The sequence below is a fragment of the Alloalcanivorax xenomutans genome, from assembly GCF_900217905.1.
Taxonomy (GTDB): Bacteria; Pseudomonadota; Gammaproteobacteria; order Pseudomonadales; family Alcanivoracaceae; genus Alloalcanivorax; species Alloalcanivorax xenomutans.
This window is the reverse complement of record NZ_OBMO01000002.1, coordinates 65,752-88,988: the sequence shown is the minus strand read 5'-3', so window position 1 is coordinate 88,988 and position 23,237 is coordinate 65,752. Positions and strand designations below refer to the sequence as shown.

Genomic DNA, 23,237 nt, shown 5'->3' with positions numbered 1-23,237 from the left:
GCCCAACCACCGCCGGCGTGGCGCCGGCGGTGTTTCCGGGTATCAGCGCAGGAACTTCTGGCTGAAGGTTTTGAATTGCGGGGCGAGGGAATCGCGAACCCACTCGAAACCCACCATTTCCCGGGTGACCACGCGCACGCCCTCGTCGCGCAGGCGTTGCAGGGCAATCTCGGTGTCCAGCGGGTTACGCGCGGAGATCGCATCGGCCACCACGAATACCTTGTTGCCGGCCTGGTGCAGCCCCAGGGCGGTTTGCATCACACAGACATGGGCTTCCATGCCGCACAGCACGAACGTCTTGCCGCGGGCTTCGGAGAGCAGCGAGGCGCATTCCGGCGCGTCGGCGCAGGAGAATACGGTCTTGGCGATGGCGGGGTTGGTGTCACCGGCCAGCTCCAGCAGTTGGTCGGTGGTGGGGCCGACGCCCTTCGGGTATTGCTCGGTGAAGCGCACCGGCACGTCCATCAGCTGCGCTACTTCGATCAGCCAGCGGCAGTTTTTCACCAGGGTTTCGTGTTCATGTACGCCGGGCAGCAGACGTTCCTGAACGTCGATGACCAGCAGGGTGGAATCTTGGGCTTCGATCAGCATGGTCGGGTCCTTAGAGCCTGTTCATAATCTTTACTGGGAGGGGCGGCGGTCCACCATGTTGGTGGCCACGCCCTGGGCTACGATCTTGTCTTTGACGCGGCAGACGGTTTCCAGCTTCACCCGGCGCCGTCTTTCGTCAATCTCCAGCACGGTGGCGGTGGCCACCACGGTATCGCCGATGTGGACCGGCGCCTTGAACGACAGTTGCTGGTCCACATAGATGGCGCCAGGGCCGGGCAGGCGGGTGCCGAGCACGGCGGAGATCAGGCCGGCGCTGAACATGCCGTGCACGATGCGCTGGCCGAACTGGGTGCCGGCAGCGTAGTCCGCGTTCAGGTGCACCGGATTGTCGTCACCGGTGATGCCGGCGAACAGTACCACGTCGGCCTCGGTAATGGTCTTGGCGTAGCTGGCGCTGAGGCCGACTTTCAGATCTTCCAGGTAGTAACCGTGCAGTTCGTCCATCGGGATTCCTTGTTTTACGTAGTGACTCTTTATGTCGTGGCTTTGGTTTATTCACAAGGCGCGAAGCCATCCAGTTAAAGCCAGTGACTCAAAAGTGTAGTGGTTTACACTTTTAAATCCAAGTAGAAATACTTGGTTTTGTAATCGAGCTTTGCTAGTCTCTTGGCCGTCGGTGCCGCACCAGCGTGGAGCGGCCTGGTGGGAGAGAGCAATGATGCAGGATCAGAATGACGGTCTTTGGGAAAAGGCCATCCGCCGACTGGTACCGCTGGGGCTGGAGGCCTGGAACGAGCGGCGGCTGCTGGACGGCAAGCTGACACTGACCCCGGACCTGAACGGCGGTGACGTGGAGCGCCTGATCAAATGGATAGACGCTTGTCTGGCGGACGATGGCGGGCAGGTGGCGGCCCGTGACCGGGCGGTGACCCTGGCGCGGGAATTCAAGGCTCTGAATCACGACGGCCGTGCCCGTTTTCTGATGTTGCTGGCGGAACAATACGCCGTGGACGAGGCGCGGGTGGAGCAGGCCATGGAGCAATGGCGCGCGGCCGGTAGTGAGGGACGCATGCAGGCCGCCCTGGCTCTGCGTGATGCCCTGGAGCCGCCGCGCATGACCTTGCTGACCCGTTTCAATGGCGTGCCGGAGGGAGTCAAGTTCCTGGTGGATCTGCGTGCGGAACTGTTGTCGTTGCGCAAGGAATATCCCCAACTGGCACCTCTGGAAGCGGATCTCAAGCGGTTGCTCGGTGCCTGGTTCGACGTGGGGCTGCTGCAATTGGAACAGATCAGTTGGCAAAGCAGCGCCGAGTTACTGGAAAAGCTCATCGCCTATGAGGCGGTGCACGCGATCCGTGGCTGGAACGATCTGAAGAACCGTTTGCGCCCGGACCGCCGCTGCTTCGCGTTCTTCCATCCCAACATGCCCAACGAGCCGTTGATTTTTGTCGAGGTGGCGCTGGTGGAGGGCATGGCCGGCAGCATCCAGGCGCTACTGGATGAAGACGCGCCGGTGCTGGATGCCCGGCAAGCGGACACCGCGATTTTCTACTCCATTTCCAATGCCCAGGCTGGTCTGGCCGGAATCAGTTTCGGCAACTTCCTGATCAAACGGGTGGTGAAGCTGCTGCGCCAGGAACTACCGCAACTGAAGCAGTTCGCCACCCTGTCGCCGATCCCCGGATTCAGCCGTTGGCTGGAGGGGTTGTCCGACGATGTTCTGGCCGGTTTGCCCGGCGGCGCGGTATGGCGGGACACCGGCAGCGCCGGGGCTCTGCTGGATCCTGAGCGGCTGGATCCCTTGCGTGCCGAGGCGCTGCGGCGGCTGATGGCCTGGTACCTGTGCCGTGAACAACGCCGGGGCCGCTACGCCCTGGATCCGGTGGCCCACTTCCATCTCAGTAACGGCGCTCAGGTGGCCCGGCTGAATTGGGCCGCGGACCTGTCCGAAAAAGGCCGGCGCCAGTCCGCCGGCATGATGGTCAATTATCGCTATGAGCTGCCGCGTATCGAAGCGCGCAGCCAGAGTTACACCGTCGATGGGGCCGTGGCCACGTCGGCATCCATGAAAAAACTGTTGAAGGCGTAAAGTTATGAGCGAGAAACGATTGGCGGTGGTGACCGGCGCCACCGGCGGCTTGGGCGTGGCCATGTGTCAGGCTCTGTGTGATCAGGGCCGCACCGTGGTGGGGACCTACTATCCTGACCCGCAACAGGAACAACAGGCGCGGCAATGGCAGGAAAGCATGGAGCAGCAGGGCTATTCCGTGCACGTCCGTCCCCTGGATGTCACCGACTATGACGCCTGCGCCGTCTTCGCCGCTGATGTGGAAGCGGAGCTCGGCCCCATCGATGTGCTGGTGAATAACGCCGGTATCACCCGGGACGCGCCGATCAAGCGCATGGAGCCGCACTTCTGGCAGGATGTGATCAACACCAACCTGACCTCCATGTACAACCTGTGCCGGGCGGTGTTCGATGGCATGTGCCAACGGGGCTTCGGCCGTATCGTCAACATCTCTTCCCTGAATGGGGAAAAGGGCCAGTTCGGCCAGTGCAACTACGCCGCCGCCAAGGCCGGTGTTTATGGATTCACTCGCTCCATCGCCCAGGAAGGCGCGCGCAAGGGCGTCACCGTCAATGCCGTCTCGCCGGGTTATATCGACACCCCGATGGTGCGGCAGGTGCCGGAGAACATTCTTGAAGGTATCATCGCCGGTATTCCCGTGGGCCGGTTGGGCCAGCCCGACGACATCGCCCGGGCGGTGGCCTTCCTGGCCGCCGACGAGGCGGGTTTCATCACCGGCACGAATCTGTCGGTGAATGGCGGTCAGTACATGAGCTGACGGCACCGCGAACCCCTTACGCGAACAACAAAGACAGAGGATGCCCCATGCCGGAATATAAAGCGCCGCTGCAGGACATGGCTTTCGTGCTCGGCGAGCTGACCGATATCGATGGTCTGGCGGCATTGCCGCCGTTTACCGAAGTGTCCCGTGATTTGGCCGAAGCCGTGCTGGATGAGGCCGGTAAATTGGCTTCGTCGGTGATCGCGCCGCTCAATGCCGACGGCGATCGCCATGGCGTGCGTCTGCAAGAGGATGGCGTGGTTGCCGCGCCCGGTTTCCGTGACGCTTACCAGCGCTACGTGGAAGGCGGCTGGGGCAGTCTGCAGTTCGATCCCGAGTACGGCGGCCAGGGGCTGCCTTTCTCGCTGGCGGTGGCGGTGCAGGAGATGTGGCACGCCGCCAACATGTCCTGGGGGCTTTGCCCGCTGTTGTCCCAGGGCGCGGTGGAAGCCATCGCCGCCAATGCCGACGAGTCTCTCAAGGCCCGCTATTTGCCTGCCATGGTCAGTGGTACCTGGAGTGGCACGATGAATCTGACCGAGCCGCAGGCCGGTTCCGATCTGGCCGCGGTGAAGGCACGGGCGGTCCCGGAAGGCGATCACTTCCGCGTTACCGGGCAGAAAATTTTCATCACCTGGGGCGATCACGACATGGCCGAAAACATCGTCCATCTGGTGCTGGCCCGTTTGCCCGATGCGCCGGAGGGGGTGAAGGGCATCTCCCTGTTCCTGGTGCCCAAGTATTTGCTCAACGAGGATGGTTCCCCGGGCGAACGCAATGATTGCCGGGCTATCTCGCTGGAACACAAGATCGGCATTCACGCCAGCCCCACCTGTGTGATGAGCTACGGCGATCATGGCGGTGCCATTGGTTACCTGGTGGGCAAGCCCAACCAGGGGCTGGCGTGCATGTTCACGATGATGAACAACGCCCGCCTTACCGTTGGGCTGCAGGGCGTGGCCGTGGCCGAACGGGCCTGTCAGCAGGCGCGCGAATATTGCCGCGAAAGAGTACAGGGCGTGGCTCCCGGACAGCGTGAGGCGGGGCCGATCATCGGTCATCCGGATGTGCGCCGTATGCTGATGACCATGAACGCGCTCACCGAGGCGGGCCGTGCGCTGGCCTATGTGGGCTGCGCCGAAGTGGACCGGGCCCACGGTGAGAGCGACCCGCAACGCCGGGCCCGCCATCAGCGGCGCCTGGATTTGCTCACGCCGCTGGTCAAAGGCTGGTGCACGGAGATGGCCCAGGAAGTCACGTCCCTGAACGTGCAGTGTCATGGCGGTATGGGGTTCATCGAGGAAACCGGTGCCGGGCAGTTGTTCCGGGATGCGCGCATCCTGCCGATCTACGAAGGCACCAACGGCATTCAGGCGATGGACCTGGTGGGGCGCAAGACCTTGCGTGATCGCGGTACCGCCATGTTTGAGATGCTGGAGGAGATGGATGCGTTTCTGTCCGAGCCGCACCTGGAGAGTGTGTTGGGCTCTGAACGCAAAGCGCTGTTGGCGGATGCGGTGGTGGCGGTAGCCGACGCCACGGAATTTTTGCTGGGCGCCAGCGACAGTGCCACGCTGCCCGGCGCTATCGCTTTCCACTATTTGATGCTGAGCGCCACCGTGGTGGCTGCCTGGCAAATGGGCCGCGCGGCGCTGAGCGTGGCGGAAGACGATTCCCCGTTCGCTCGCCGCAAACGGCATCACGTCCACTTTTACCTTGAGCAGATATTGCCCCGTTATCTGCATCACGCCCGGGCTTTGCGTTTCGGTGACGATACACTGATGGCACTGCCCGAAGAGCTGCTATAGGGCCAGTTCACACTATTTCCATCGCGCCCGTTGCGGCTAAAACGTCACCAATCCAGGCCCCAGGAGAAAACCATGTACATCAACGGTGAATGGATCAACAAGGACAACACCTTCGCGGTGTTCAACCCCGCCACCAACGAGCAGATCGGTACCGTCGCCGACGCTGACGACGCTGATATCTCGGCGGCCATCGAAGCGGCCAATACCGCCTTCGCGTCCTGGTCCGCCACCACCGCCTATGAACGGGCGGCGCTGTTGTACAAGGCCCACGGGCTGATGCTGGCGCGCAAACGGGAGCTGGCGGAATTGATGACCCGCGAGCAGGGCAAACCCCTCAAGGCGGCGCTCAACGAGGTGGGTTATGGCGCTGATTTTCTACTGTGGTTCGCCGAGGAAGCCAAGCGTATGTACGGCGAAACCATCCCATCCGCCCGCGCTAACCAGCGTTTCTGGGTACAGCAGCATCCGGTGGGCGTGGTCGGCGCGATCACGCCGTGGAATTACCCGATCTCGATGATCACCCGCAAGCTGGCGCCGGCGGTGGCGGCGGGCTGCACCATCGTGTTGAAACCGGCGGAAGCGACGCCGTTGTGCGCCCGGGCCATGTTCGAGATTTTCCACGAGGCCGGTTTCCCGCCAGGCGTGGTGAACCTGATCACCAAACAGGATCCGAAGCCGGTGGGCGAGGCGTTCTGCACCCATCCGCTGGTGAAAAAAATTACTTTCACTGGTTCCACGCCGGTGGGCAAGTACCTGTCCGGGCTGGCCGGCGGCCATCTCAAACGGGTTTCCATGGAGCTGGGTGGTCACGCACCGGCCATTGTCTTCAATGATGTGGATCCGGTGCATGCGGCCAAGGGGTTGTCGCTGGTGAAATTCCTTAATACCGGGCAGGCCTGCATCAGCCCCAATCGTATTTTTGTTCAGCGGGACATCATCGAGCCGTTCCTGGCGGAGATGAGTAATCGCATCGCCAAACTGAAAGCGGGCAATGGCATGGAAGAGGGCATCAGCATCGGCCCGCTGATCAACCAGGCGGCCATCGACAAGGTGGCCGGGCAGGTGGACGACGCGGTGGCCAAGGGCGCCCGCCTGATGCAGGGCGGTGAGCGCCTGTTCGCCGGTGAAGCGGATCGCGGGCATTTCTATGCGCCGACCCTGTTGGCGGACGTGACCCCGGACATGCGTATTTATCGGGAGGAGACGTTCGGGCCGGTGGCGCCGGTGATCCCCTTCGATAACGAAGAGGAGGTGCTGGCCATGGCCAACGATACCCATTACGGGCTGGCGGCCTACGTCTATACCGAGAAGCTCTCCCGGGCGATCCGCATGTTCGAAGGGCTGCGGTTCGGCATCATCGGCATCAACGACATCAACCCCACCAGCGCGGCGGCGCCGTTCGGCGGCATGAACGAGAGCGGTCTGGGGCGCGAGGGGGCTCGCGAAGGTTTGTTGGAATATCTGGAAACCAAGCTCGGTGGCGTGGCGGTCTGACCGCCACACCCGTTCGGTTCCGTTGAAAGGCCCGCTTCGGCGGGCTTTTTATTGGGTATTTATGCTTGATTAAAAAGGTATATATACCTAGTATTCAGGGGAAAACCCCTGATTCAGAAGGCGGCATCTCTGCCGCATCGATAACGCTAATAAAGCCCGATAACGGAGAACAACATGAGTCTGCGAAAGAGAGCGGACGGGGGCGAACAGCCCTCGACGCTGGGTTTCCTCAAGCTGCGCATTCCTTTTGTCCACTACAAGCTGGAATTGCCGGACATCCTGCAAGGGGCGATTCTGTGTGTGGTGCCCCTGAGTATTTCCGGCCTGATGACGTCGGTGCTGGGCATCCCCTTCGAAGTCGCCGTGGCCTTCGTGGTGATCAACAATTTTCTGTTCATGCTGCATGGCCATTTCGGCGACCCGGCGGTATCCGGCTGGATCACCGCTGGGATTCCGTTGTATGTGGCGTTTCTGTCCGGTTATCCGGAGGGGGATGCGCGCATTCTGGCGTTGATTGCCTTGCAGTTGACGGTGGCGGGACTCTTTTTCGCCATGGGCTTGTTCAAGGGCGCGGATGTACTGGTTCGCAAGATGCCCATGTCGCTGAAGGCGGGGATTCTGGTGGGCGCGGGCTTCTCCGCCATAATGACGGAGTTTTCCGCCACCGGGCGGGTGTGGACCATGCCGATCACCATTTTGCTCGGTACGGTCCTCGGCTTTTTCATGTTGTTTTCCCGCACCGCCGCGCCTTTGCGGGAGCGTTATTCCCTGTTCCGTTTCATTGCACAGTACGGTATCGCCGTACCGTTCGTGATCGCCTATGTGTTCGGTATTCTGATCGGCGAGGTCCAGGCGCCAACCCTGGAGTGGGGCTGGGTATCCCTGCCGTTTGGCGACATGCTCAATGATTACACCGTGTTCGGTCTGGGCTGGCCGCCGTTCCAGTATTTCCTCGATGCGTTGCCGCTGGCGCTGGCCGCCTATGTCATCGCCTTTGGCGATGTGCTGGTGATCGATTCCCTGTTCAAGAACGCGGATAAGGTGCGCAAGGACGAAAAACTGGTTTTCAGCCCGCGCCGTAACAGCATCATCGCCGGGCTCCGCAATCTGTTTCATGGTCTGTGCGCGCCTTTCATCAGTCTGTCCGGGCCGTCCTGGACCGGTGGCCAGGCACTGGTGGTCAATCGCTACATGAACAACGATCGCAAGGCCATGGACAGCTATTGGGGTGGGGCCAACAGCATTTACTGGGGCATGAGCATCGCGCTGTTATTGCTGCCGGTGGTGTCCCTGTTCAAGCCGGGCTTGAACATCGGTCTGGCGCTGACGCTGCTGATCCAGGGCTATCTGTGCGGATACCTGGCGGTGGAGATGCTCGGCAAGGGCTCCAATCTGCAACGTGGCGTGGCGGTGATCGTCGGCGCCATTCTGGCCACTAAAGGCGCGGCCTGGGGGCTGGGTGCGGGTCTGATTCTGTGGCTGGTACTGGAACGTGATTGGCTCGCCGGTGACAGCCGCACGGCTTCCGGTGCCGCCGAGCCCGCCGGCTCCGAGTAAGCGTAATAATCCCGCGAAAACAACAAAGTGACACAACCATCCGGCGCCCCGTGAACGGCATGGGGCGCCCTCAATTCAGGAGATTCCGATCATGTCCAGCACCCTTGCTTTCGATGCGGACCTGACGCCCAATGCCGCCAATTTCTCGGCTCTGACGCCGCTCACCTTTCTGACCCGTACCGCGCTGGCGCATCCTTATCGCACCGCGGTGATTCATGGCCCGGTACGGCGCACCTGGGGCGAGACCCATCGGCGCTGCTTGCGGTTGGCCTCGGCGCTGCGAGCCATGGGGGTGGGGCCCGGTGACACGGTGGCGGCGTTGCTGCCCAATGTGCCGGAAATGCTGGAGCTGCATTTCGCCGTACCGATGCTGGGGGCGGTGCTCAACACCCAGAACACCCGCCTGGATGCGGCATCCATGGCGTTCATGCTGGATCACGGGCAAGCCAAGGTGTTCTTCACCGATCCGGAATTCCATGACCGCAGCCGGGAGGCATTGTCTCGCTGTTCGGTCTCCCCTCTGGTGGTGGATGTGGAAGACCCGACTTTCGAGGGCGGTGAACGGGTTGGGGAACTGACCTTCGATGAATTGATGGCGCGCGGAAGTGACGATTTCACTTGGCGGGAGCCGGCGGATGAATGGCAGGCAATCACGCTGAACTACACCTCCGGCACCACCGGCGATCCCAAAGGCGTGGTCTACCACCATCGCGGTGCCTACCTGAATGCCTTGAGCAACATCATCGGTCTGGGGCTGCCTCAGGGCGCGGCCTACCTTTGGACACTGCCCATGTTCCACTGCAATGGCTGGTGTTTTCCCTGGGCGGTGACCGCCGTGGCCGGCACCCACGTGTGTCTGCGCCAGCCGCACCCGGAGCCGATTTTCCGTGCCATCAGCGAGCACAAGGTGACCCATTTCTGTGCCGCCCCGGTGGTACTGAACATGATGATCAACGCGCCGGAAGAGCAACGGCGGCCCTTCGATCACACCGTGACCGTGGCCACCGGCGGCGCCGCGCCGCCGGCCGCCACCATCGCCGCCATGGAAAAGCTGGGGATCAACATCGTCCATCTGTACGGGCTCACCGAAACCTATGGGCCCAGTCTGGTGTGTGAATTCCAGGACCCGTGGGCGGATCTGTCCCTGGAGCACAAAGCCGACAAGGTGGCGCGGCAGGGGATCCTGTCGCTGTCGATGACCGACATGATGGTGGCTGATCCGGAGACGATGACACCGGTGCCGCGGGACGGCGTCAGCCTCGGCGAGCTGTTCGTGCGTGGTCATAGTGTCATGAAAGGCTATCTCAAGAATCCGCAGGGCACCGAAAAAGCCTTTGCCGGCGGCTGGTTCCATACCGGTGACCTGGGGGTGTGGCATGAGGACGGTTACGTGGAGATCAAGGACCGTTCCAAGGACATCATTATTTCCGGCGGCGAGAACATCTCCACTCTGGAAGTGGAGAGTGTGTTGTATGCCCACCCGGCGGTACTGGAAGCGGCGGTGGTGGCCGGCCCTGATCCGCATTGGGGAGAAATTCCCTGTGCCTTCATCGCCTTGAAGGGCGGGCTCTCGGTCAGCGAGGAGGACATCGTCAGCCATTGCCGGGAGGGCCTGGCGGGCTTCAAGTGCCCTAAAAAAGTGTTCTTCGTCGACGAGTTGCCAAAAACCTCCACCGGCAAATTCCAGAAACATGTGTTGCGGGAGCAACTCAGCGCCTGATTTCCCTGCGTTCTTCCGGGGGCACTTCCCCCGGAAGCTTTTTTGCCGCTCATCCTTTGGTCAGGCCATTGAAGGCCAAGGCCTCCAGTGCGTCTCTCCAAAGAACCCCGTCAGTCCGACTGAAACCTGTCCGCGAGCAATTCCTTATCCCCAATTTGGGGGATGCGGACCGGTGGGTGCCGGTGGTTTCCTTATGTCATTGAACGATTTCAACAGTACTGGAGGGACCATGAACGCATTCAAATATGGATCAGTGGCGCTGGCGGTGATGCTCACCGCTTGTGGCGGAGGGGGATCATCATCCGGCGGCGGCGGAGAGCCCGAGCCTTCAGTGAAGACGGAAACAGGGGTATTCACCGATAGCGCCGTCGCTGGCATCAACTACCAGACTTCTCCCGGGAACAGAAGCGGCAAGACCAGTGTCCTGGGTGAATACGATTACGTCGAGGGTGACACGGTTACTTTCATGATCGGTGGTATTCCGTTGCCGACGGTACAAGCAACGGGTCGGGTGACCCCCGCGGACATGGGCAGTGATGCGAACCCGGATCAAGTGACCAATATTTTGCGGTTGCTTCAGTCCCTGGATGATGATGGCAATCCGGATAACGGCATTACCATCAGTGATGCGACACACGCTGCTCTGGTCAATGCTGAGTTGCAGCTCGAATTGAGCGCTACCGCGTTTGAATCGCAGTTTGATTCAGAGGTGAAATCCCAAACCAACGCAACTCTGATCAGCGCTGAAGAAGCCGAAGCGCATTTCGCCGAATCCCAGCAAGCGGATCTGCGAGGAAGTTGGGTGTTTGTCGAACCGGCGGGGGAAAGCAGCAATGGTCTCGGGCCCAATGGTGAAGAGATCAATGTGCTGACCTTCATGGATTATGGGCGTTATATCATAGCCCACAAATATGGTAACGATGATCAAGGCGCCGCCACGGTGGAATGGGGATACTACGACTGGGATCCGGAGACCGGTGCTGTCACGTTTGAGGTAGAAGGCAATTCGGATGCCAATGGCGGATTGTGCAGCAATGAGCAAGAGTGTAGTGACACTATTAGGCTGGTTGGCGGTGAGCTGCTCCTCGGAAGCGAGTCTGGCGCCGAAGCCCCTTTCCAGGCGATTAAGGATTCTGATAATACCTTTGTGGGCGCCTGGTACCTGCCAGAGGAGTACGGTTTCAACGTGCTCACCATTCTGGACGACAGCCACTATGTGGTTGCGCACTCCCGCAATGAAGAGGTTTATGAAGGCGGTACTCTTCTCGCCGCATCTTCGGAATGGGGCACCTATAGCCTCAACGGTGGGCAGTTTCAGGTAACCGGCGTGGAGCAGGAAACCGATGGCCCGGGGGGGCTGTACGATTCCAGCAGCGAAGGTGAGGCTGGTGCGTCGGCTTCCTTGGAAGCAACGGCCTATGGCGATCTTCGGATGGCATTCGATGAAGAAGACGTCATAACGTTTGGGCGTATTGGCCGCTTCGCCGTGGCGCTGGAGGATCTGGCCGGCGATTCCAGCGTCGCGGTAGTCGAGCGCGAGAGTGAGGGTTTCTTCGAAGGGATGGAAGTTGGTTTCAGCATTGATCTGGTTGGCGAAGATGACACGGCCAATATTTATCTCAACGCGGATGGTACAGGTACGGTCACCTTCTCTCCTGGTACCGAGGACGAAGAATCAAGCACCATTGATGCACCCTGGACAGCCACGGCAGGCGGCACTCTGATGTTTACTGAAACCATGTTGGACGATTCCACAGGCAGTTGGACGCTTGCGCCCATCAAGAATAGTGACTCGAGTTCTGTGCTCGTCGATTTCCGCCATATTGATGGTGGCAGCGAGAGCTTGCTCGGGTTTTTCATCAGTGACGTGGCAAATCCCGCCGCAGAAAATACTCCTCAGTAATGCCTTGTAATCAATAGCGTGGAAAGGGGAGCAATGTCTCCCCTTTCTTCCGTTGGCAGAGCATCAGGAAAAGCCGCGATGGTCTGATGGAGACTCGGGGGCAAGCCCAAGATGACGTGAGTTGGGGGCAAGACCGGAGTGACGGAGAGGCGTGTTAACGCAACAACGCCGCCAGAATCCGGCTGATCAGTTCCCCCTGCCGGGAGCAGCCGGTTTTCTGGAAGATATGTTTGATCTGCGTGCGTACGGTGGAGACCCCGCGGCCCAGTTGCCCGGCGATGGTCTGCACGTCATGCCCCGCCACTAACCGTTCACAAACCTGCGCTTCAGCCCGGGTCAAGTCGAAATAGGTCGCGATATGTTCCGCGCTGGGAAGAAGGCGGTTGTCCGGTTCATAGACGCTGACCAGGGCACCTCCGGCAAGCAGTTCGCTGCTTTCGATGGGACGGATCACGAAGATCAGCGGCGTTCGCCCTGCACGTTTGAGAAACAGGGTCTCGCTGTAGTAGCCCTCCTTGCCCATGCTGGAGCGAACCACCTGGGCTGAGGTGCGAAAGAAGGCGGCCTGCACGTCCTCTTCGGCAAAGTTGAAGCGTTCGTCGCGGATGCTAAGGCAGCGCTCTCGGTTGATCAAAGCGCGGGCGGCCTTGTTGGAATACAGCACGGTGGCCAGGCTGTCGAGTACAAAGGTGGCATTGGGGAGAACATCAATGACCGCTGACAGGGATGACGCTGCCTTGCTGCGGGTTTCAAGTTGCCGATATAGCTGCACGGTCTGGCGGATATGAGGAACCAGCCGGTTCAGGGCATTCAGTTCCGCCTGCTGATAAGGTCCCTGGCCCACTGTGCGCTGAATGGTCAGGACAAAGGTGTGGGTGTGGGTGCTGTCAACCACCAGCCAGGCGGAGTCCAGCATGTCTTGCTCGTTCTCCCATTTGGAGTAATCCGCGTCGGGTTGAAAATCAGGCAGCAGCGGCAGGGCTGACTGGAAGAGCCCTGGTGCCTGTTTGATTGCCTGATTGCTCACCACATCCTGGGCGATCATGTTGTTTTCCAGATACCAGTCAAGGAACTCTTCCGACAGGCCGTGATACCAAAGATGTTCCATGCGCAGGGGCTGACGGTGAATCACCAATAGCTGGGCGGCACAGCCGTTGATGGCGCCAGTCAGTTTTTCCAGAAAGGCGTGAAAGCCTTCCTGGTGAGTCAGAGAGCGGTAGAGTGTTTGAAGCAGATCAGGCTCATTCTGTAGTACTGGTGCCATGGTTTTTCCTGGTTATCATTGGGACATCCCTTACACAAATTCAGCTCTGTCATCCCGGGTGCGGTTCGCGATGACTGTGCGCGGGATGACATTGTCTTGTTTTCCGATTGGTGTGTATTTTTATCCCAACGCCCGCACCAGCATGGCCACCAGTTCGGTTTGCTTGCGATAGCCGTTTTTGGCCAGCAGGTTCTTGATGTGCTGGCGGGCGGTATGGATGGATATTTGTTTTTCTTCGGCGATCGCGCCGGCACCCAGGCCCTGGATCAATGCCGCCGCCACGGCGGCTTCCGCCGGGGTGCATTGAAACAGGGTTTGTATCCGTTCCAGGTCCGGCACCGGCTCTATATCGAAACTGAACAGTTCCGCGAGAACACCGTTGTTTTCGACACTTTCGGCGACCAGCGGTGTCAGGCAGATGGCAAGGCGCTCAGGTCCGTTGTGGATAAACAGGGTGCGGGTGTCCAGATGGCCCTTGTGGGAATGCACAATGCAGGTGCTGATGGCGTCGTGCAATTTGCGACTCAGGCGTTTGTCACTGCTGTGCAAACGCTGGTCTTCACCTATGAAGAGGTTGCCGGCGTGGGTCAGCAGGTTTCGGGCGGCATCATTGGCCTGGGCAATGCTGCCCAGCGCGTTGAATACCACCAGCGGCTTGTTTACATGGTTAAGCGCCATGGCCAGGTTTTCGTTGTCGCTGTTTGATTGGTACAGCTTCAGGTGCAGGGCAACGGCATTCTCGATATGCGGGGCCAGCAGATTCATCTGCAGGAGTTCGTCATCGGTATAAGGCCCGAAATCCTGGTGGCGGTTGGCCATGAAAACCACATTGGTGCCGTTTTCCCGGGTCACCAGCATGCCGGCGCTGTCGCCCATGCCCACTGCTTCCGCCCAGGCCCTGCTTTCCGGGCCGAGGATATCGAGGATGGTGCGGCTGCTATCGCCGCCCAGAAAAGAATCGAACTGTCGCGGGGGCAGCTGCGCATAGCGGGTCAGGGCTTCGTCTTTTTCCGGCAAGTCGCTGTTGATATACCACTCCTCGAACCCTTCCGGGTAGCCGAAGGTCCAGCCGTACACCATGCGCTGGGGATTGGAGGTAACCCCGAGAATCCCTCCCTGTAAAGCCTTGAAGTGTTGTTGAAAGGCATCGAAGAAAGACTGAAAGCCGGTATTGTCGTGCAGGCATCGGTACAGGGTGCTTACCAATTTGTTGTACGCCTGAAGTGTGTTCCCATCCAGTGATGGAAAAGGCAGGCTGGCGTCCTGGTCCGACCGGGGAACCATCGTCAGGTCTTGCGTTTTCACTGTTTTAACTCCTGGCTAGCTGATCTGCACGACCCCGGACAACAGAGTGCGGATCACATCCTGCTGCTTATTAACACCCATTTTCAGGTAAATGCTTTTCAGTTGGCTGCGAATGGTCTCCACACTGACTCCATGCTGCTCACTGATCTGCATGGTGGACAGGCCGTTGACCAACCCCATGGCGACACTGGCTTCGGTGGGCGTCATGCCATACAGAGAGCGCAACGCCTCGGCCGGCAGATTGAAGGTGGAATCCGGGTCGCACAGGTACAATGCCACGCCGCCGGCGGACTGGTCCTCATGGTCCGGGGAGTTTTCCAGTGGCGCGAGCATCAGGTTGAGGGCGTGTTCCCGGTCAGGATGATGGAGACCAATAGCCTGATTACGAGTGGTGACGTCCCGTCGGTCGGTCGTGACCAGTTGGGCCAGCAAGGCCTGAAAGTGCTGGTTTTCCTGCGGATAGTGGGCATGTATCTGACCATTGCTATTGATGGTCAATGCCTTGTGCTGCGAGAGCAGGGCTTCGGCGACCGGATTGCGGTAGTTCACAAGACCATCCGGCCCGAGGATGATCAATCCGGTCATGAAACGCCCCAAAGCGGACTCGAGAGTCTGCTGCCGACAGCGCAGGCGGTGGAATTCCTTGTGAATGCGCAGTGCTCTTTTGAAATGGGGATAGAGTTGCTGCAAGGTCAGGCAGTCATCGTCGGAGAACGGCGCGGCCTGAAATGAGCGGTGCAGGCCGATCCCCACATGCCATTCATCGTCGTTGTAGACATTCATGGCAGCCAGAAAACCGATGTCATTGGGTTTGAGTACCAGCCGGTAATAGAAGGGATGCTCGGTGCGTACATCTTCCGCCCGGATAAGCTGGTGGGCTTTGCCCAGTGGCGCGCGGCGTTGCAGTTGAAACGTGTAGTCGTATCGGGATATGCCGAAGCGATAGGCCGCTCGTACCGGTTTGGGCAGGCCGTGGGCACCGATCATGCCACGGGTTCGGCCCTCATGATCTTCCAGAAAGATGGCTCCGGAGCGGGCATTGAGCAGTTGGCACAGGCCAGTAGCCACTGCGTCCCAGTGCCCCGGATTGTAGGAGGCTTCGTAGATTTCCCCAACAAAACCAAGTAGCTCGTTGGTCAATGAACAATTCTCCGTGGTGCCGGCTTCAGTTGAGCTGGAAGCGCGGAGGTCGACGATACGTTTGGCCCTGATCGGAGATTCTTCTCTTATGAAAAGGGCGTGTTTTAAACAATATAGGTGACCAGATAAAAATGTGAAATATGTCACATGTTTCGTTCGGAGAAGCGGTCCCGGTAAACCGTCCGCGAGAGGGGCTGGGTTCTTGGCATTATCTCTAATGGAGATGTTACTCTCTTCAGTCATTGCGAAAAGAGATTTAAGGCATGCTGATCCGATCCTTGGAAATCTTTCAGGCCGTGGTGGAAAGCGGCAGTTTCAGTGCCGCCGCCGAGCGCCTGCACACGGTGCAGTCCAATGTCACCGCCCACATCAAGAAGCTGGAAAGCGAGTTGGGCGTGCGCGTGTTGGAGCGCCGCAATCCGGTGGCGCTCACTTCCGCGGGGCACCAGCTGCTGGGATACGCTCGCCGAATCGGCGATTTGCACAGTGAGGCGCTGAATCACTTCAAGGGAGGTGGCGAACCCACCGGAGAATTGCGCCTGGGCAGCATGGAAACCACCGCCGCCGTGCATTTGCCGAAAGTGCTGCCCGCCTTCAGCCGGCGCTGGCCGGCGGTCTCCTTGAATTTGCGCACCAGTCCTTCCGCCTGCTTGCTGGACGAACTTCGCGAGGGGCGCCTGGACGCCGCGTTCGTAATTGCCGGTAACGTCGGCGACGGTCTGATCATGAGGCCGGTGTTCCGCGAACGGCTGGTGCTGGTGAGTGGGCGGCCGCTCGATGGCGTGCCGTCCGCGGCGGAATTGTCACGCACCTCCTTTTTGTCCTTCCGCCAGGGCTGTGGTTACCGGCAGACGGTGTCGGTGCTGCTGGCGGAGCAGGGCGCGCCCCCCGCGCCGATCCATGAATTGGGCAGCCTGGACGCCATTCTGGGCTGTGTCAGCTCGGGTATGGGGCTGGCGGTATTGCCGGAATCCACGGTGCGCCAGTACCGCCATCGCTATCCATTGCACTCGGTGGCCCTGCCGGAAGCGTTGTCGGCGGTGACCACCGCCATCGCCACCGCCGAGGAGAATACCTGGAGCCGGCCGTTGCGGGCCTTCATGGAAGGGCCCTGGTTACCGGATCTGGACGAGCCGTCGCGGCCAGCGTTGGCTTCGGCGTAGTCCGGTAATGATCGGTTTGGCCATGACAAAATAGTCGGTTCTGACGAATACCCGCCGTCTTCTCCCAGGCAACATCAAGGGTTGACGCCTGCCGGGCGACATCCAAAAAACAACAACACTAGGAGAGGTTCATGAACACGGAAGCCAGTCTGCGCCATCCGGGTCTGCACGCGCGGGTGAAACCCGATCATCCCGCCGTGATTCTGGCGGATACCGGTCGCAGTATGAGTTATGCGGAGCTGGACGCCTTCGCCAACCGCCTGGCCCGGGTGCTGCAGAACGAGGGGCTGGATTACGGCGATCACATCGCCTGTTTGCTGGAAAACCGCCTGGAGTGTCCGGCGGTCCAGTGGGGCGGCCATTATGCCGGTCTGTATTACACCTTCGTCAGCACCCGGCTGAAACCGGAAGAAGTGCTCTATATCCTTGAGGATTGCGAGGCCCGGGTGGTGATCCTCAGTGCGCAAACCGCCACCCCGGAACTGGTTGAAGCCATTGGTGAGCTGCCATTGGCGCCGAAGATCTTCATGCTGGATGAGCCGTTACCGGGATGTGAGTCCCTGGAACAGGCCATGGAAACGCAATCTCCGGAGGCGCTGCCCGGCGCCCGGGAAGGCAGCGACATGCTCTATTCTTCCGGCACCACCGGCCGCCCCAAGGGGGTGAAACCGGAAATCAGCGGCTTGCCGGTGGGCAGCACCGAAACCCTTGCGGGGTTGATTGAACTGGCGTTCGGCGGCAATGGTGACATGGTCTACCTGTCGCCGGCGCCGTATTACCATGCCGCGCCGCTGAAATGGACCCGTGGCGTGCTGGTGCTCGGCGGCACCGCGGTGATCATGGAGAAATTCGATCCTGAGCGGGCACTGGAAAACATCCAGAAGTACAAGGTCACCCATAGTCAGTGGGTGCCGACCATGTTCCACCGCATGCTGCACCTGCCCGAGGAGGTGCGTAACCGCTATGACGTTTCCAGCCTGAAAATGGCGGTGCACGCGGCGGCGCCCTGTCCGGTGACCACCAAGCAGGCGATGATCGACTGGTGGGGCCCGGTGATTTATGAGTACTACGGCAGCACCGAGGGCGCCGGTCTGACCATGACCAACAGCGAGGACTGGAAGAGACACACCGGCACCGTGGGCAAGGCGATCTACGGTACCCTGCATATCGTCGACGAGGAAACCGGCGAGGAACTGCCCGTTGGCCAGGAAGGTGCCATCTACTTCTCCGGCGGCCATCCGTTCGAATACCACAAGGATCCGTCCAAGACCGCCGAGGCGCACAATGACAGGGGCTGGGCCTGTGTCGGTGATATCGGCTGGTTGGATGAGGACGGCTATCTGTATCTCACCGACCGCAAGAGCAACATGATCATTTCCGGCGGCGTCAACATCTACCCGCAGGAGGTGGAAAACACCCTGATGGGACATCGCGCCGTATTCGATGTGGCGGTGATCGGTATCCCCAATGAGGAGATGGGGGAATCCGTGCACGCCATCGTGCAGTCCCGGGAGGACAGGCCTGGCACCGCGGAACTGGCCGCGGAGCTGCTGAGTTTCTGCCGTGAGAAACTGTCGTCAATCAAGTGTCCGCGCACGCTGGAATTCCGTGACGCGCTGCCGCGTGAACCCAACGGCAAGCTGCTGAAGCGGTTGCTCAGGGATGAGTATCGAGAGGGTAAGAGGAAAGCGGAGGGCTTCTTCAGTCTTTAGATAAAGCGCGCAGGCGTGCCCGCGTGTCGCGGGCACGCCAAAAACGAGCAATAGGCGACTTAGTGGTCGTGGCCGTCCGGCCCGTGCACGTGGCCGTGCTGTTGCTCTTCTTCGCTGGATTCGCGGATATCGGTGATTTCCACGGCGAAGTTCAGGGTTTCCCCGGCCAGCGGATGGTTGCCGTCGATGGTGACCTGATCGCCATTCACCTCGGTGATGGTGAAGATGCGCGGGCCGGCTTCCGTTTGTGCCTGGAATTGCATGCCCGGTTGCAGCTCATCGCCGGCGCCTTCGAAGGCGGAGGCCGGAACCTGCTGAATCAGGCCGTCGTGACGCTCGCCGTAGCCTTCTTCCGGCGCCACGGTCACGTCCAGCTTGTCGCCCACTTCCTTGCCCACCAACGCCTTTTCCAGACCGGGGATGATGTTGCCGTGACCGTGCAGATAGGTCAGCGGCTCCTGCCGTTGGTGGGAGGAGTCGATGGTCTGACCGGCGTTGTTGGTCAGGGTGTAGTGGAACGCCACCACCTTGTTGTCTGCAATTTGCATGGGTGCCCTTTTCGGGTTGATGAATTTTGGGCGGGAACCGTTCCCGCGCCCGCATACCGGCATGGTAACAGGGCAGCGACGGCCGTGACCAATCGCCGGCTGGCTGCGTGCCGGCGCCCCGGACGTTATAATCGGCTCCGCTTGCCGTGTCACCGGCCTGTGCCATTGGTGCCTTGCCCCCGGGACCGGACGGGTCCGATACACTTTGAAAGGGTTTTCGCCGTTTCTTTACGGAGCTGTTCCGGCATCATGGGGGTCGGATATGGAGAATGCCCGACCATGAAAACCCTGCCGCAGCTTTTCACCAACAACGAACAGTGGCGCCATCAGGTGGAGGAAGAACACCCCGGTTTCTTCCGTACCCTGGTGGGCCAGCAAAACCCGGAATTCCTGTGGATCGGCTGTGCCGATTCCCGCGTCCCCGCCAATGAAATCGTCGGTCTGATGCCTGGCGAATTGTTCGTGCACCGCAATGTGGCCAATCTGGTGCATCACACCGATTTCAATCTGCTCTCGGTGCTGCAATTCGCCGTGGAAGTACTCAAGGTCAAGCATGTGATGGTGGTGGGCCATTACGGTTGTGGTGGCGTGCGTGCCGCCATGGAAGACCAGCCTCACGGGTTGATCGACAACTGGATCCGCCAAGTGCGGGAGCTGTATCTGCGCCACCGCAAACAGCTGGCGGACCTGGACCCCACCGCCCGCCTTGACCGCATGTGCGAGCTGAACGTGGCCCGTCAGGTGATCAACGTTTCCAATACCACGGTGGTGCAGGAAGCCTGGCGCCGCGAGCAGCCCCTGACCATCCACGGCTGGATTTACGGCATCGGTGATGGTCGTCTCGGTGATCTGGGCATCGAGGTGGACAACAATGCCCACCTGCGTGAATTGGAAAGCCAGGAATTCGAGGTCTAGGAAATCGTGGCCCCATGCGGGGCCACTTCCCTTCTTAATGGTGATGGGTGTGACCGGTCTCCTCCGCTTGTTGCAGCAACGTCAGCCATTCCTCCTGGCTCAGTTCCGGCAAGACACTGAGCAAAGCGACCTGGTCCCACAGGGCCTCGTCATCATGACTTTGTCCCCAGGCCGGCATGCCGCTCATTTTCAGGCCATGTTTGATCACCCAGAACGCACCACCGGGATCGTGAATGCCGTGCCGGGTGAAATCCGGTGGCACGGGATAGAGCCCATCTCTCAAGGCGGTGCCCCCGGTTCCGGGAGCCAGATGGCAGCCACCGCACATTTCGTCATAGGAAGGTGCCGCTCGAAGCAGGCGTTCGCGGGACGACAGGTCGTCCGGAACGGTGATGTCGGCGCCGCGCCGTTCCACCGCTTGATGGCGGGCGACTGAAATCACCTTTTCCGTGAGTGACCAATGGGGCTGGTCCGCGGCGAAGTTATAGAACCCGCCGAAGACCACCAGGGCCACCGTGAAGGAAGCGATGGCAATGGCTGCAAAGAGCGTATAAAGAACCGTTTTCATGGCGCCTCCTGAATTAATACCAGACCCGGATACCGGCCACCAGCAGGGTGTCACTGGCGTCCTCACCGTGATCACGGGCGAAGTCGGCGGTGTCGCCGAATTTCCTCTCCCAATGCACGCCGATGTAAGGGGCGAATTCGCGGCGGATTTCGTAGCGTAACCGCAATCCCGCTTCCACCGTGGCGAGCCCCTTGCCGATACCGAGATCCCGGTCCTCCTTGCCGTACAGGCTGGCTTCCACTTCCGGAGTCAGGATCAACCGCTGCGTGAACAGCAACTCGTATTCCGCTTCCAGACGCAGTTCGCTGTGGCCGGATTCGCCCAGGAACAGGTTGGCCTCGGTCTCGAAGAAGTAGGGAGCAACACCCATCACCCCGACACTGACCCAGTCCCGGTTGGGATCGTCCGGTTGCCAGTCCCGGCGTACACCCAGTTGCCAGTCCCAGTAAGGCGCGAAGGCACGGCTCCAGGCCAGCCGGGTTTCCAGACTCTCGGTTTCGCCGCCCCGGTCCATGAGCCGCTCGCCTTCGGTGGCGAAATACAGCTTGTTGATGTCACCGCCGTACCAGGCGTTGGCGGACCAGGCCGCCACCGTGCCGTCGTCGGCGTCGCGGGCTTCCAACTGGTCCACCAGGATTTGACCGAAGCGGGCGGGCACGCCCTCCATGGCCTGGGCGGAGGTGGTGGTAAACAGGGCGAAAAGGGCGAGCAGCGCGGTGAGGGCGCCGTTGGTGATTGTCAGTGATTTCATGAGTGGCCCTCCTGGTGCTGGTGCCGCGATTGCGGTGGCGGTACTACTCGAACCTCCCGGAACATGCCCGCTTCCATGTGATAGAGCAGGTGGCAATGGTAGGCCCAGCGTCCCAGGGCATCTGCGCGCACCAGATAGCTGAGTTTTTCTCCGGGTTTCACCAACAGGGTGTGTTTGCGCAGCAGGCGCCCGTCTCCCAGTTCCAGATCGCTCCACAGACCGTGCAGGTGGATCGGGTGGTGCATCATGGTGTCGTTCACCAGGGTCAGCCGCACCCGCTCGTTGTGATACAGCTCGAGCGGCTCGGCATCGGCGAACGGGATGCCGTTGAAACTCCACATGTAGCGTTCCATGTTGCCGGTGAGGTGCAACACGATTTCCCGCTCCGGCCGCGTGCTGTCGGGCAAACCGTGGGCGTATTCCAGGTCGGCGTAGGTGAGTACTTTCCAGCCCCGGTCGCGCAGGCCGATGCCGGGATCGTCGAGCATCGGCGCCGGAGACATGGCACGCATGTCCACGCCAGGACCGTATTCGCTGTCGGCGTGTTCCGTGGCGCTTTGTCGGGCCGGCAGATCCGGGTTGTCCGCCGAGACCGCGAAGGGCACGGCGGCGTTGGTGTCGTGGTTGGCGTGCCCCATGGCCGAGTGGTCCATCCCGCTCTGCGTGCCGTGGTTCATCCCTTGATGGTTCATGCTTCCATGATCCATGCCGCCGGACATATCGCCATGGTTCATATCCCCATGGTCCATGCCGCCATGATTCATGCGAGAGTGGTCCATGGTCTTCATGGCGCCACTGTCGTGTCCCATGACTCCGTGATCCATGGCGCCCATGCCCATTTCCCGGTGCCCGAGCAGCGGCACCGGGTCCAGCTCCGGCACTTCGGCGCTGAGAGAGGAGTCCGGCGTCAGGGTGCCGCGGGCGTAGCCGGACCGGTCGATGGTTTGCGCGAACAGGGTATAGGCGCGGTGATCCTTCGGCTCGACGATTACGTCCAGGGTTTCCGCCACGCCCAGGCGGCACTCGTGGAAGCGCACCGGTTTCACCGGTTGGCCGTCCATGGCCACCACGGTCATGTCCAGACCGGGGATGCGCAAGTCGAAGATGGTCATGGCGCTGGCGTTGATGAAGCGCAGCTTGATGCGCTCGCCGGGCTCGAAGCGGGCCTGCCAGTTGGCGGCCGGGGTATGGCCGTTGACCAGGAAGCTGTAGGTGTAACCGGTCACATCCGCCAGATCGGTCTCGCTCATGCGCATCCGGTTCCACATGTGGCGATCCTTGAGCGTCCGCACCACGCCTTTCTCACGGAAATCCCTCAGCGTGTCGAACAGCGTCCGTTCGCTGAAATTGTAGTAGTGGCTGAGTTTTTTCAGCGTGGCATAGATACGCTTGGGGTCCTGGTCGCTCCAGTCGGAAAGCACCACCGCGTAATCGCGATCCACCGTATGCGGGTCCGGTTCCGCCGGATCAATAATCAGGCCGCCGTACAGGCCGGTCTGCTCCTGAAAACCGGAGTGACTGTGATACCAGTAGGTGCCGCTTTGCCGCAGCGGAAACTGATAGGTGAAGGTCTCGCCTGGGCTGATGCCGTCGAAGGACAACCCCGGCACGCCGTCCATCTGGAACGGCAGCAGCAGGCCGTGCCAGTGGATCGAAGTGGTTTCCGGCAGATGGTTGGTCACTCTCAGGGTCACCGTCTCACCTTCACGCCAACGCAGGGTTGGCGCCGGCAGGCTGCCGTTGACCAAGGTGGCGGGCCGGTTGCGGCCGGTCAGATTCACATCGGCGGCGCCGATGTTCAGTTGGAATTGGTTACCGCGCAGCTCCGGCGCGCCGGTCTGACCCTGGCGGGCGAACAATTGTGTCGGGGTGAGCCCGAGCCCCAGAGCGGTACCGCCCAAAGCCAGCCCCTGCACGAAGCGACGGCGGGGCAGAGAAAAAGACGTCGTCATGGACGTTCTCCTCAATAGAAAACAAAAGACGCCACC

General features: G+C 60.6%; 19 protein-coding genes. 10 read left to right on the top strand and 9 right to left on the bottom strand.

Going from position 1 to position 23,237, the window contains the following annotated elements; genetic code table 11:
- Positions 1–42 precede the first annotated feature (42 nt).
- Together CRO06_RS02035 and CRO06_RS02030 are read right to left on the bottom strand one after the other, a co-directional pair.
- Complete coding sequence (locus tag CRO06_RS02035) at positions 43–591, bottom strand: hydrolase (RefSeq protein ID WP_022994819.1); 549 nt, start codon at positions 589–591, stop codon at positions 43–45.
- A gap of 30 nt (positions 592–621) precedes the next feature.
- Positions 622–1,056 carry a MaoC family dehydratase gene (locus tag CRO06_RS02030; RefSeq protein WP_014996430.1) on the bottom strand — a complete coding sequence of 145 codons (435 nt, stop codon included), beginning with the start codon at positions 1,054–1,056 and terminating at the stop codon, positions 622–624.
- A 211-nt stretch (positions 1,057–1,267) separates the two neighbouring features.
- Between CRO06_RS02030 and CRO06_RS02025 the strand changes: the two genes are divergently transcribed.
- From CRO06_RS02025 to CRO06_RS01995, 7 genes are all read left to right on the top strand, one after another.
- Positions 1,268–2,641, top strand: a complete 1,374-nt coding sequence (locus tag CRO06_RS02025) for a malonyl-CoA decarboxylase (RefSeq protein WP_097057626.1) — start codon at positions 1,268–1,270, stop codon at positions 2,639–2,641.
- A gap of 4 nt (positions 2,642–2,645) precedes the next feature.
- Positions 2,646–3,398 (top strand): acetoacetyl-CoA reductase, encoded by a 753-nt coding sequence (gene phbB / locus CRO06_RS02020; protein WP_022994821.1) that lies wholly within the window; start codon positions 2,646–2,648, stop codon positions 3,396–3,398.
- Between the two features lie 47 nt (positions 3,399–3,445).
- Positions 3,446–5,209, top strand: a complete 1,764-nt coding sequence (locus tag CRO06_RS02015; RefSeq protein ID WP_097057625.1) for an acyl-CoA dehydrogenase — start codon at positions 3,446–3,448, stop codon at positions 5,207–5,209.
- 72 nt (positions 5,210–5,281) lie between these two features.
- Positions 5,282–6,703, top strand: coding sequence for an NAD-dependent succinate-semialdehyde dehydrogenase (locus CRO06_RS02010; RefSeq protein WP_055100440.1), 1,422 nt, complete (start codon positions 5,282–5,284; stop codon positions 6,701–6,703).
- Between the two features lie 174 nt (positions 6,704–6,877).
- Positions 6,878–8,260 carry a hypothetical protein gene (locus tag CRO06_RS02005; RefSeq protein ID WP_097057624.1) on the top strand — a complete coding sequence of 461 codons (1,383 nt, stop codon included), beginning with the start codon at positions 6,878–6,880 and terminating at the stop codon, positions 8,258–8,260.
- A 91-nt stretch (positions 8,261–8,351) separates the two neighbouring features.
- On the top strand, positions 8,352–9,980 hold the full coding sequence (locus CRO06_RS02000; protein ID WP_097057623.1) for an acyl-CoA synthetase: 1,629 nt from the start codon (positions 8,352–8,354) through the stop codon (positions 9,978–9,980).
- Positions 9,981–10,209: 229 nt separating this feature from the next.
- Positions 10,210–11,883: a hypothetical protein gene (locus tag CRO06_RS01995; protein WP_097057622.1), complete on the top strand. Its 1,674-nt coding sequence runs from the start codon at positions 10,210–10,212 to the stop codon at positions 11,881–11,883.
- A 154-nt stretch (positions 11,884–12,037) separates the two neighbouring features.
- Here CRO06_RS01995 and CRO06_RS01990 read toward each other — a convergent pair whose 3' ends face one another.
- From CRO06_RS01990 to CRO06_RS01980, 3 genes are all read right to left on the bottom strand, one after another.
- Positions 12,038–13,147 carry a helix-turn-helix transcriptional regulator gene (locus tag CRO06_RS01990; protein ID WP_097057621.1) on the bottom strand — a complete coding sequence of 370 codons (1,110 nt, stop codon included), beginning with the start codon at positions 13,145–13,147 and terminating at the stop codon, positions 12,038–12,040.
- Positions 13,148–13,267: 120 nt separating this feature from the next.
- Entirely contained in the window at positions 13,268–14,452 is a 1,185-nt protein-coding gene (locus CRO06_RS01985; RefSeq protein ID WP_097057620.1) for a helix-turn-helix transcriptional regulator, read from the bottom strand.
- A 15-nt stretch (positions 14,453–14,467) separates the two neighbouring features.
- Positions 14,468–15,592, bottom strand: a complete 1,125-nt coding sequence (locus CRO06_RS01980) for a helix-turn-helix transcriptional regulator (RefSeq protein WP_097057619.1) — start codon at positions 15,590–15,592, stop codon at positions 14,468–14,470.
- Between the two features lie 263 nt (positions 15,593–15,855).
- Here CRO06_RS01980 and CRO06_RS01975 point away from each other — a divergent pair, with 263 nt between their 5' ends.
- The gene (locus CRO06_RS01975; protein WP_022994830.1) at positions 15,856–16,755 is read left to right on the top strand and encodes a LysR substrate-binding domain-containing protein; all 900 of its coding nucleotides are present in this window, start codon (positions 15,856–15,858) and stop codon (positions 16,753–16,755) included.
- A 131-nt stretch (positions 16,756–16,886) separates the two neighbouring features.
- Positions 16,887–18,467 carry an acyl-CoA synthetase gene (locus CRO06_RS01970; RefSeq protein WP_022994831.1) on the top strand — a complete coding sequence of 527 codons (1,581 nt, stop codon included), beginning with the start codon at positions 16,887–16,889 and terminating at the stop codon, positions 18,465–18,467.
- Positions 18,468–18,526: 59 nt separating this feature from the next.
- On the opposite strand, the gene CRO06_RS01965 is transcribed toward CRO06_RS01970, so the two are convergent.
- Positions 18,527–19,015, bottom strand: coding sequence for an FKBP-type peptidyl-prolyl cis-trans isomerase (locus CRO06_RS01965; protein WP_022994832.1), 489 nt, complete (start codon positions 19,013–19,015; stop codon positions 18,527–18,529).
- A gap of 279 nt (positions 19,016–19,294) precedes the next feature.
- Here CRO06_RS01965 and can point away from each other — a divergent pair, with 279 nt between their 5' ends.
- Positions 19,295–19,930 carry a carbonate dehydratase gene (gene can / locus CRO06_RS01960; RefSeq protein WP_022994833.1) on the top strand — a complete coding sequence of 212 codons (636 nt, stop codon included), beginning with the start codon at positions 19,295–19,297 and terminating at the stop codon, positions 19,928–19,930.
- 34 nt (positions 19,931–19,964) lie between these two features.
- Here the strand turns inward: can and CRO06_RS01955 are convergent, their stop codons facing one another.
- From CRO06_RS01955 to CRO06_RS01945, 3 genes are read right to left on the bottom strand one after another with little or no spacing between them, the layout of a single operon-like run.
- Positions 19,965–20,498 carry a c-type cytochrome gene (locus tag CRO06_RS01955; RefSeq protein WP_097057618.1) on the bottom strand — a complete coding sequence of 178 codons (534 nt, stop codon included), beginning with the start codon at positions 20,496–20,498 and terminating at the stop codon, positions 19,965–19,967.
- Positions 20,499–20,511: 13 nt separating this feature from the next.
- The gene (locus CRO06_RS01950) at positions 20,512–21,249 is read right to left on the bottom strand and encodes a copper resistance protein B (protein ID WP_097057617.1); all 738 of its coding nucleotides are present in this window, start codon (positions 21,247–21,249) and stop codon (positions 20,512–20,514) included.
- Complete coding sequence (locus CRO06_RS01945; RefSeq protein WP_097057616.1) at positions 21,246–23,201, bottom strand: copper resistance system multicopper oxidase; 1,956 nt, start codon at positions 23,199–23,201, stop codon at positions 21,246–21,248. Before CRO06_RS01945 ends, CRO06_RS01950 begins: the two co-directional genes overlap by 4 nt.
- Positions 23,202–23,237 lie beyond the last annotated feature (36 nt).

Excerpts from the sequence above, each read along its gene's own strand:
- CRO06_RS01970 (WP_022994831.1), top strand. The coding sequence starts at position 16,887 with ATGAACACGGAAGCCAGTCTGCGCCATCCGGGTCTGCACGCGCGGGTG.
- CRO06_RS01975 (WP_022994830.1), top strand. The coding sequence starts at position 15,856 with ATGCTGATCCGATCCTTGGAAATCTTTCAGGCCGTGGTGGAAAGCGGC.
- phbB (WP_022994821.1), top strand. The coding sequence starts at position 2,646 with ATGAGCGAGAAACGATTGGCGGTGGTGACCGGCGCCACCGGCGGCTTG.
- CRO06_RS01995 (WP_097057622.1), top strand. The coding sequence starts at position 10,210 with ATGAACGCATTCAAATATGGATCAGTGGCGCTGGCGGTGATGCTCACC.
- CRO06_RS02005 (WP_097057624.1), top strand. The coding sequence starts at position 6,878 with ATGAGTCTGCGAAAGAGAGCGGACGGGGGCGAACAGCCCTCGACGCTG.
- CRO06_RS02030 (WP_014996430.1), bottom strand. The coding sequence starts at position 1,056 with ATGGACGAACTGCACGGTTACTACCTGGAAGATCTGAAAGTCGGCCTC.
- CRO06_RS02025 (WP_097057626.1), top strand. The coding sequence starts at position 1,268 with ATGATGCAGGATCAGAATGACGGTCTTTGGGAAAAGGCCATCCGCCGA.
- CRO06_RS02015 (WP_097057625.1), top strand. The coding sequence starts at position 3,446 with ATGCCGGAATATAAAGCGCCGCTGCAGGACATGGCTTTCGTGCTCGGC.
- CRO06_RS02000 (WP_097057623.1), top strand. The coding sequence starts at position 8,352 with ATGTCCAGCACCCTTGCTTTCGATGCGGACCTGACGCCCAATGCCGCC.
- can (WP_022994833.1), top strand. The coding sequence starts at position 19,295 with ATGAAAACCCTGCCGCAGCTTTTCACCAACAACGAACAGTGGCGCCAT.
- CRO06_RS02010 (WP_055100440.1), top strand. The coding sequence starts at position 5,282 with ATGTACATCAACGGTGAATGGATCAACAAGGACAACACCTTCGCGGTG.
- CRO06_RS01955 (WP_097057618.1), bottom strand. The coding sequence starts at position 20,498 with ATGAAAACGGTTCTTTATACGCTCTTTGCAGCCATTGCCATCGCTTCC.
- CRO06_RS01950 (WP_097057617.1), bottom strand. The coding sequence starts at position 21,249 with ATGAAATCACTGACAATCACCAACGGCGCCCTCACCGCGCTGCTCGCC.
- CRO06_RS01945 (WP_097057616.1), bottom strand. The coding sequence starts at position 23,201 with ATGACGACGTCTTTTTCTCTGCCCCGCCGTCGCTTCGTGCAGGGGCTG.
- CRO06_RS02035 (WP_022994819.1), bottom strand. The coding sequence starts at position 591 with ATGCTGATCGAAGCCCAAGATTCCACCCTGCTGGTCATCGACGTTCAG.
- CRO06_RS01965 (WP_022994832.1), bottom strand. The coding sequence starts at position 19,015 with ATGCAAATTGCAGACAACAAGGTGGTGGCGTTCCACTACACCCTGACC.
- CRO06_RS01990 (WP_097057621.1), bottom strand. The coding sequence starts at position 13,147 with ATGGCACCAGTACTACAGAATGAGCCTGATCTGCTTCAAACACTCTAC.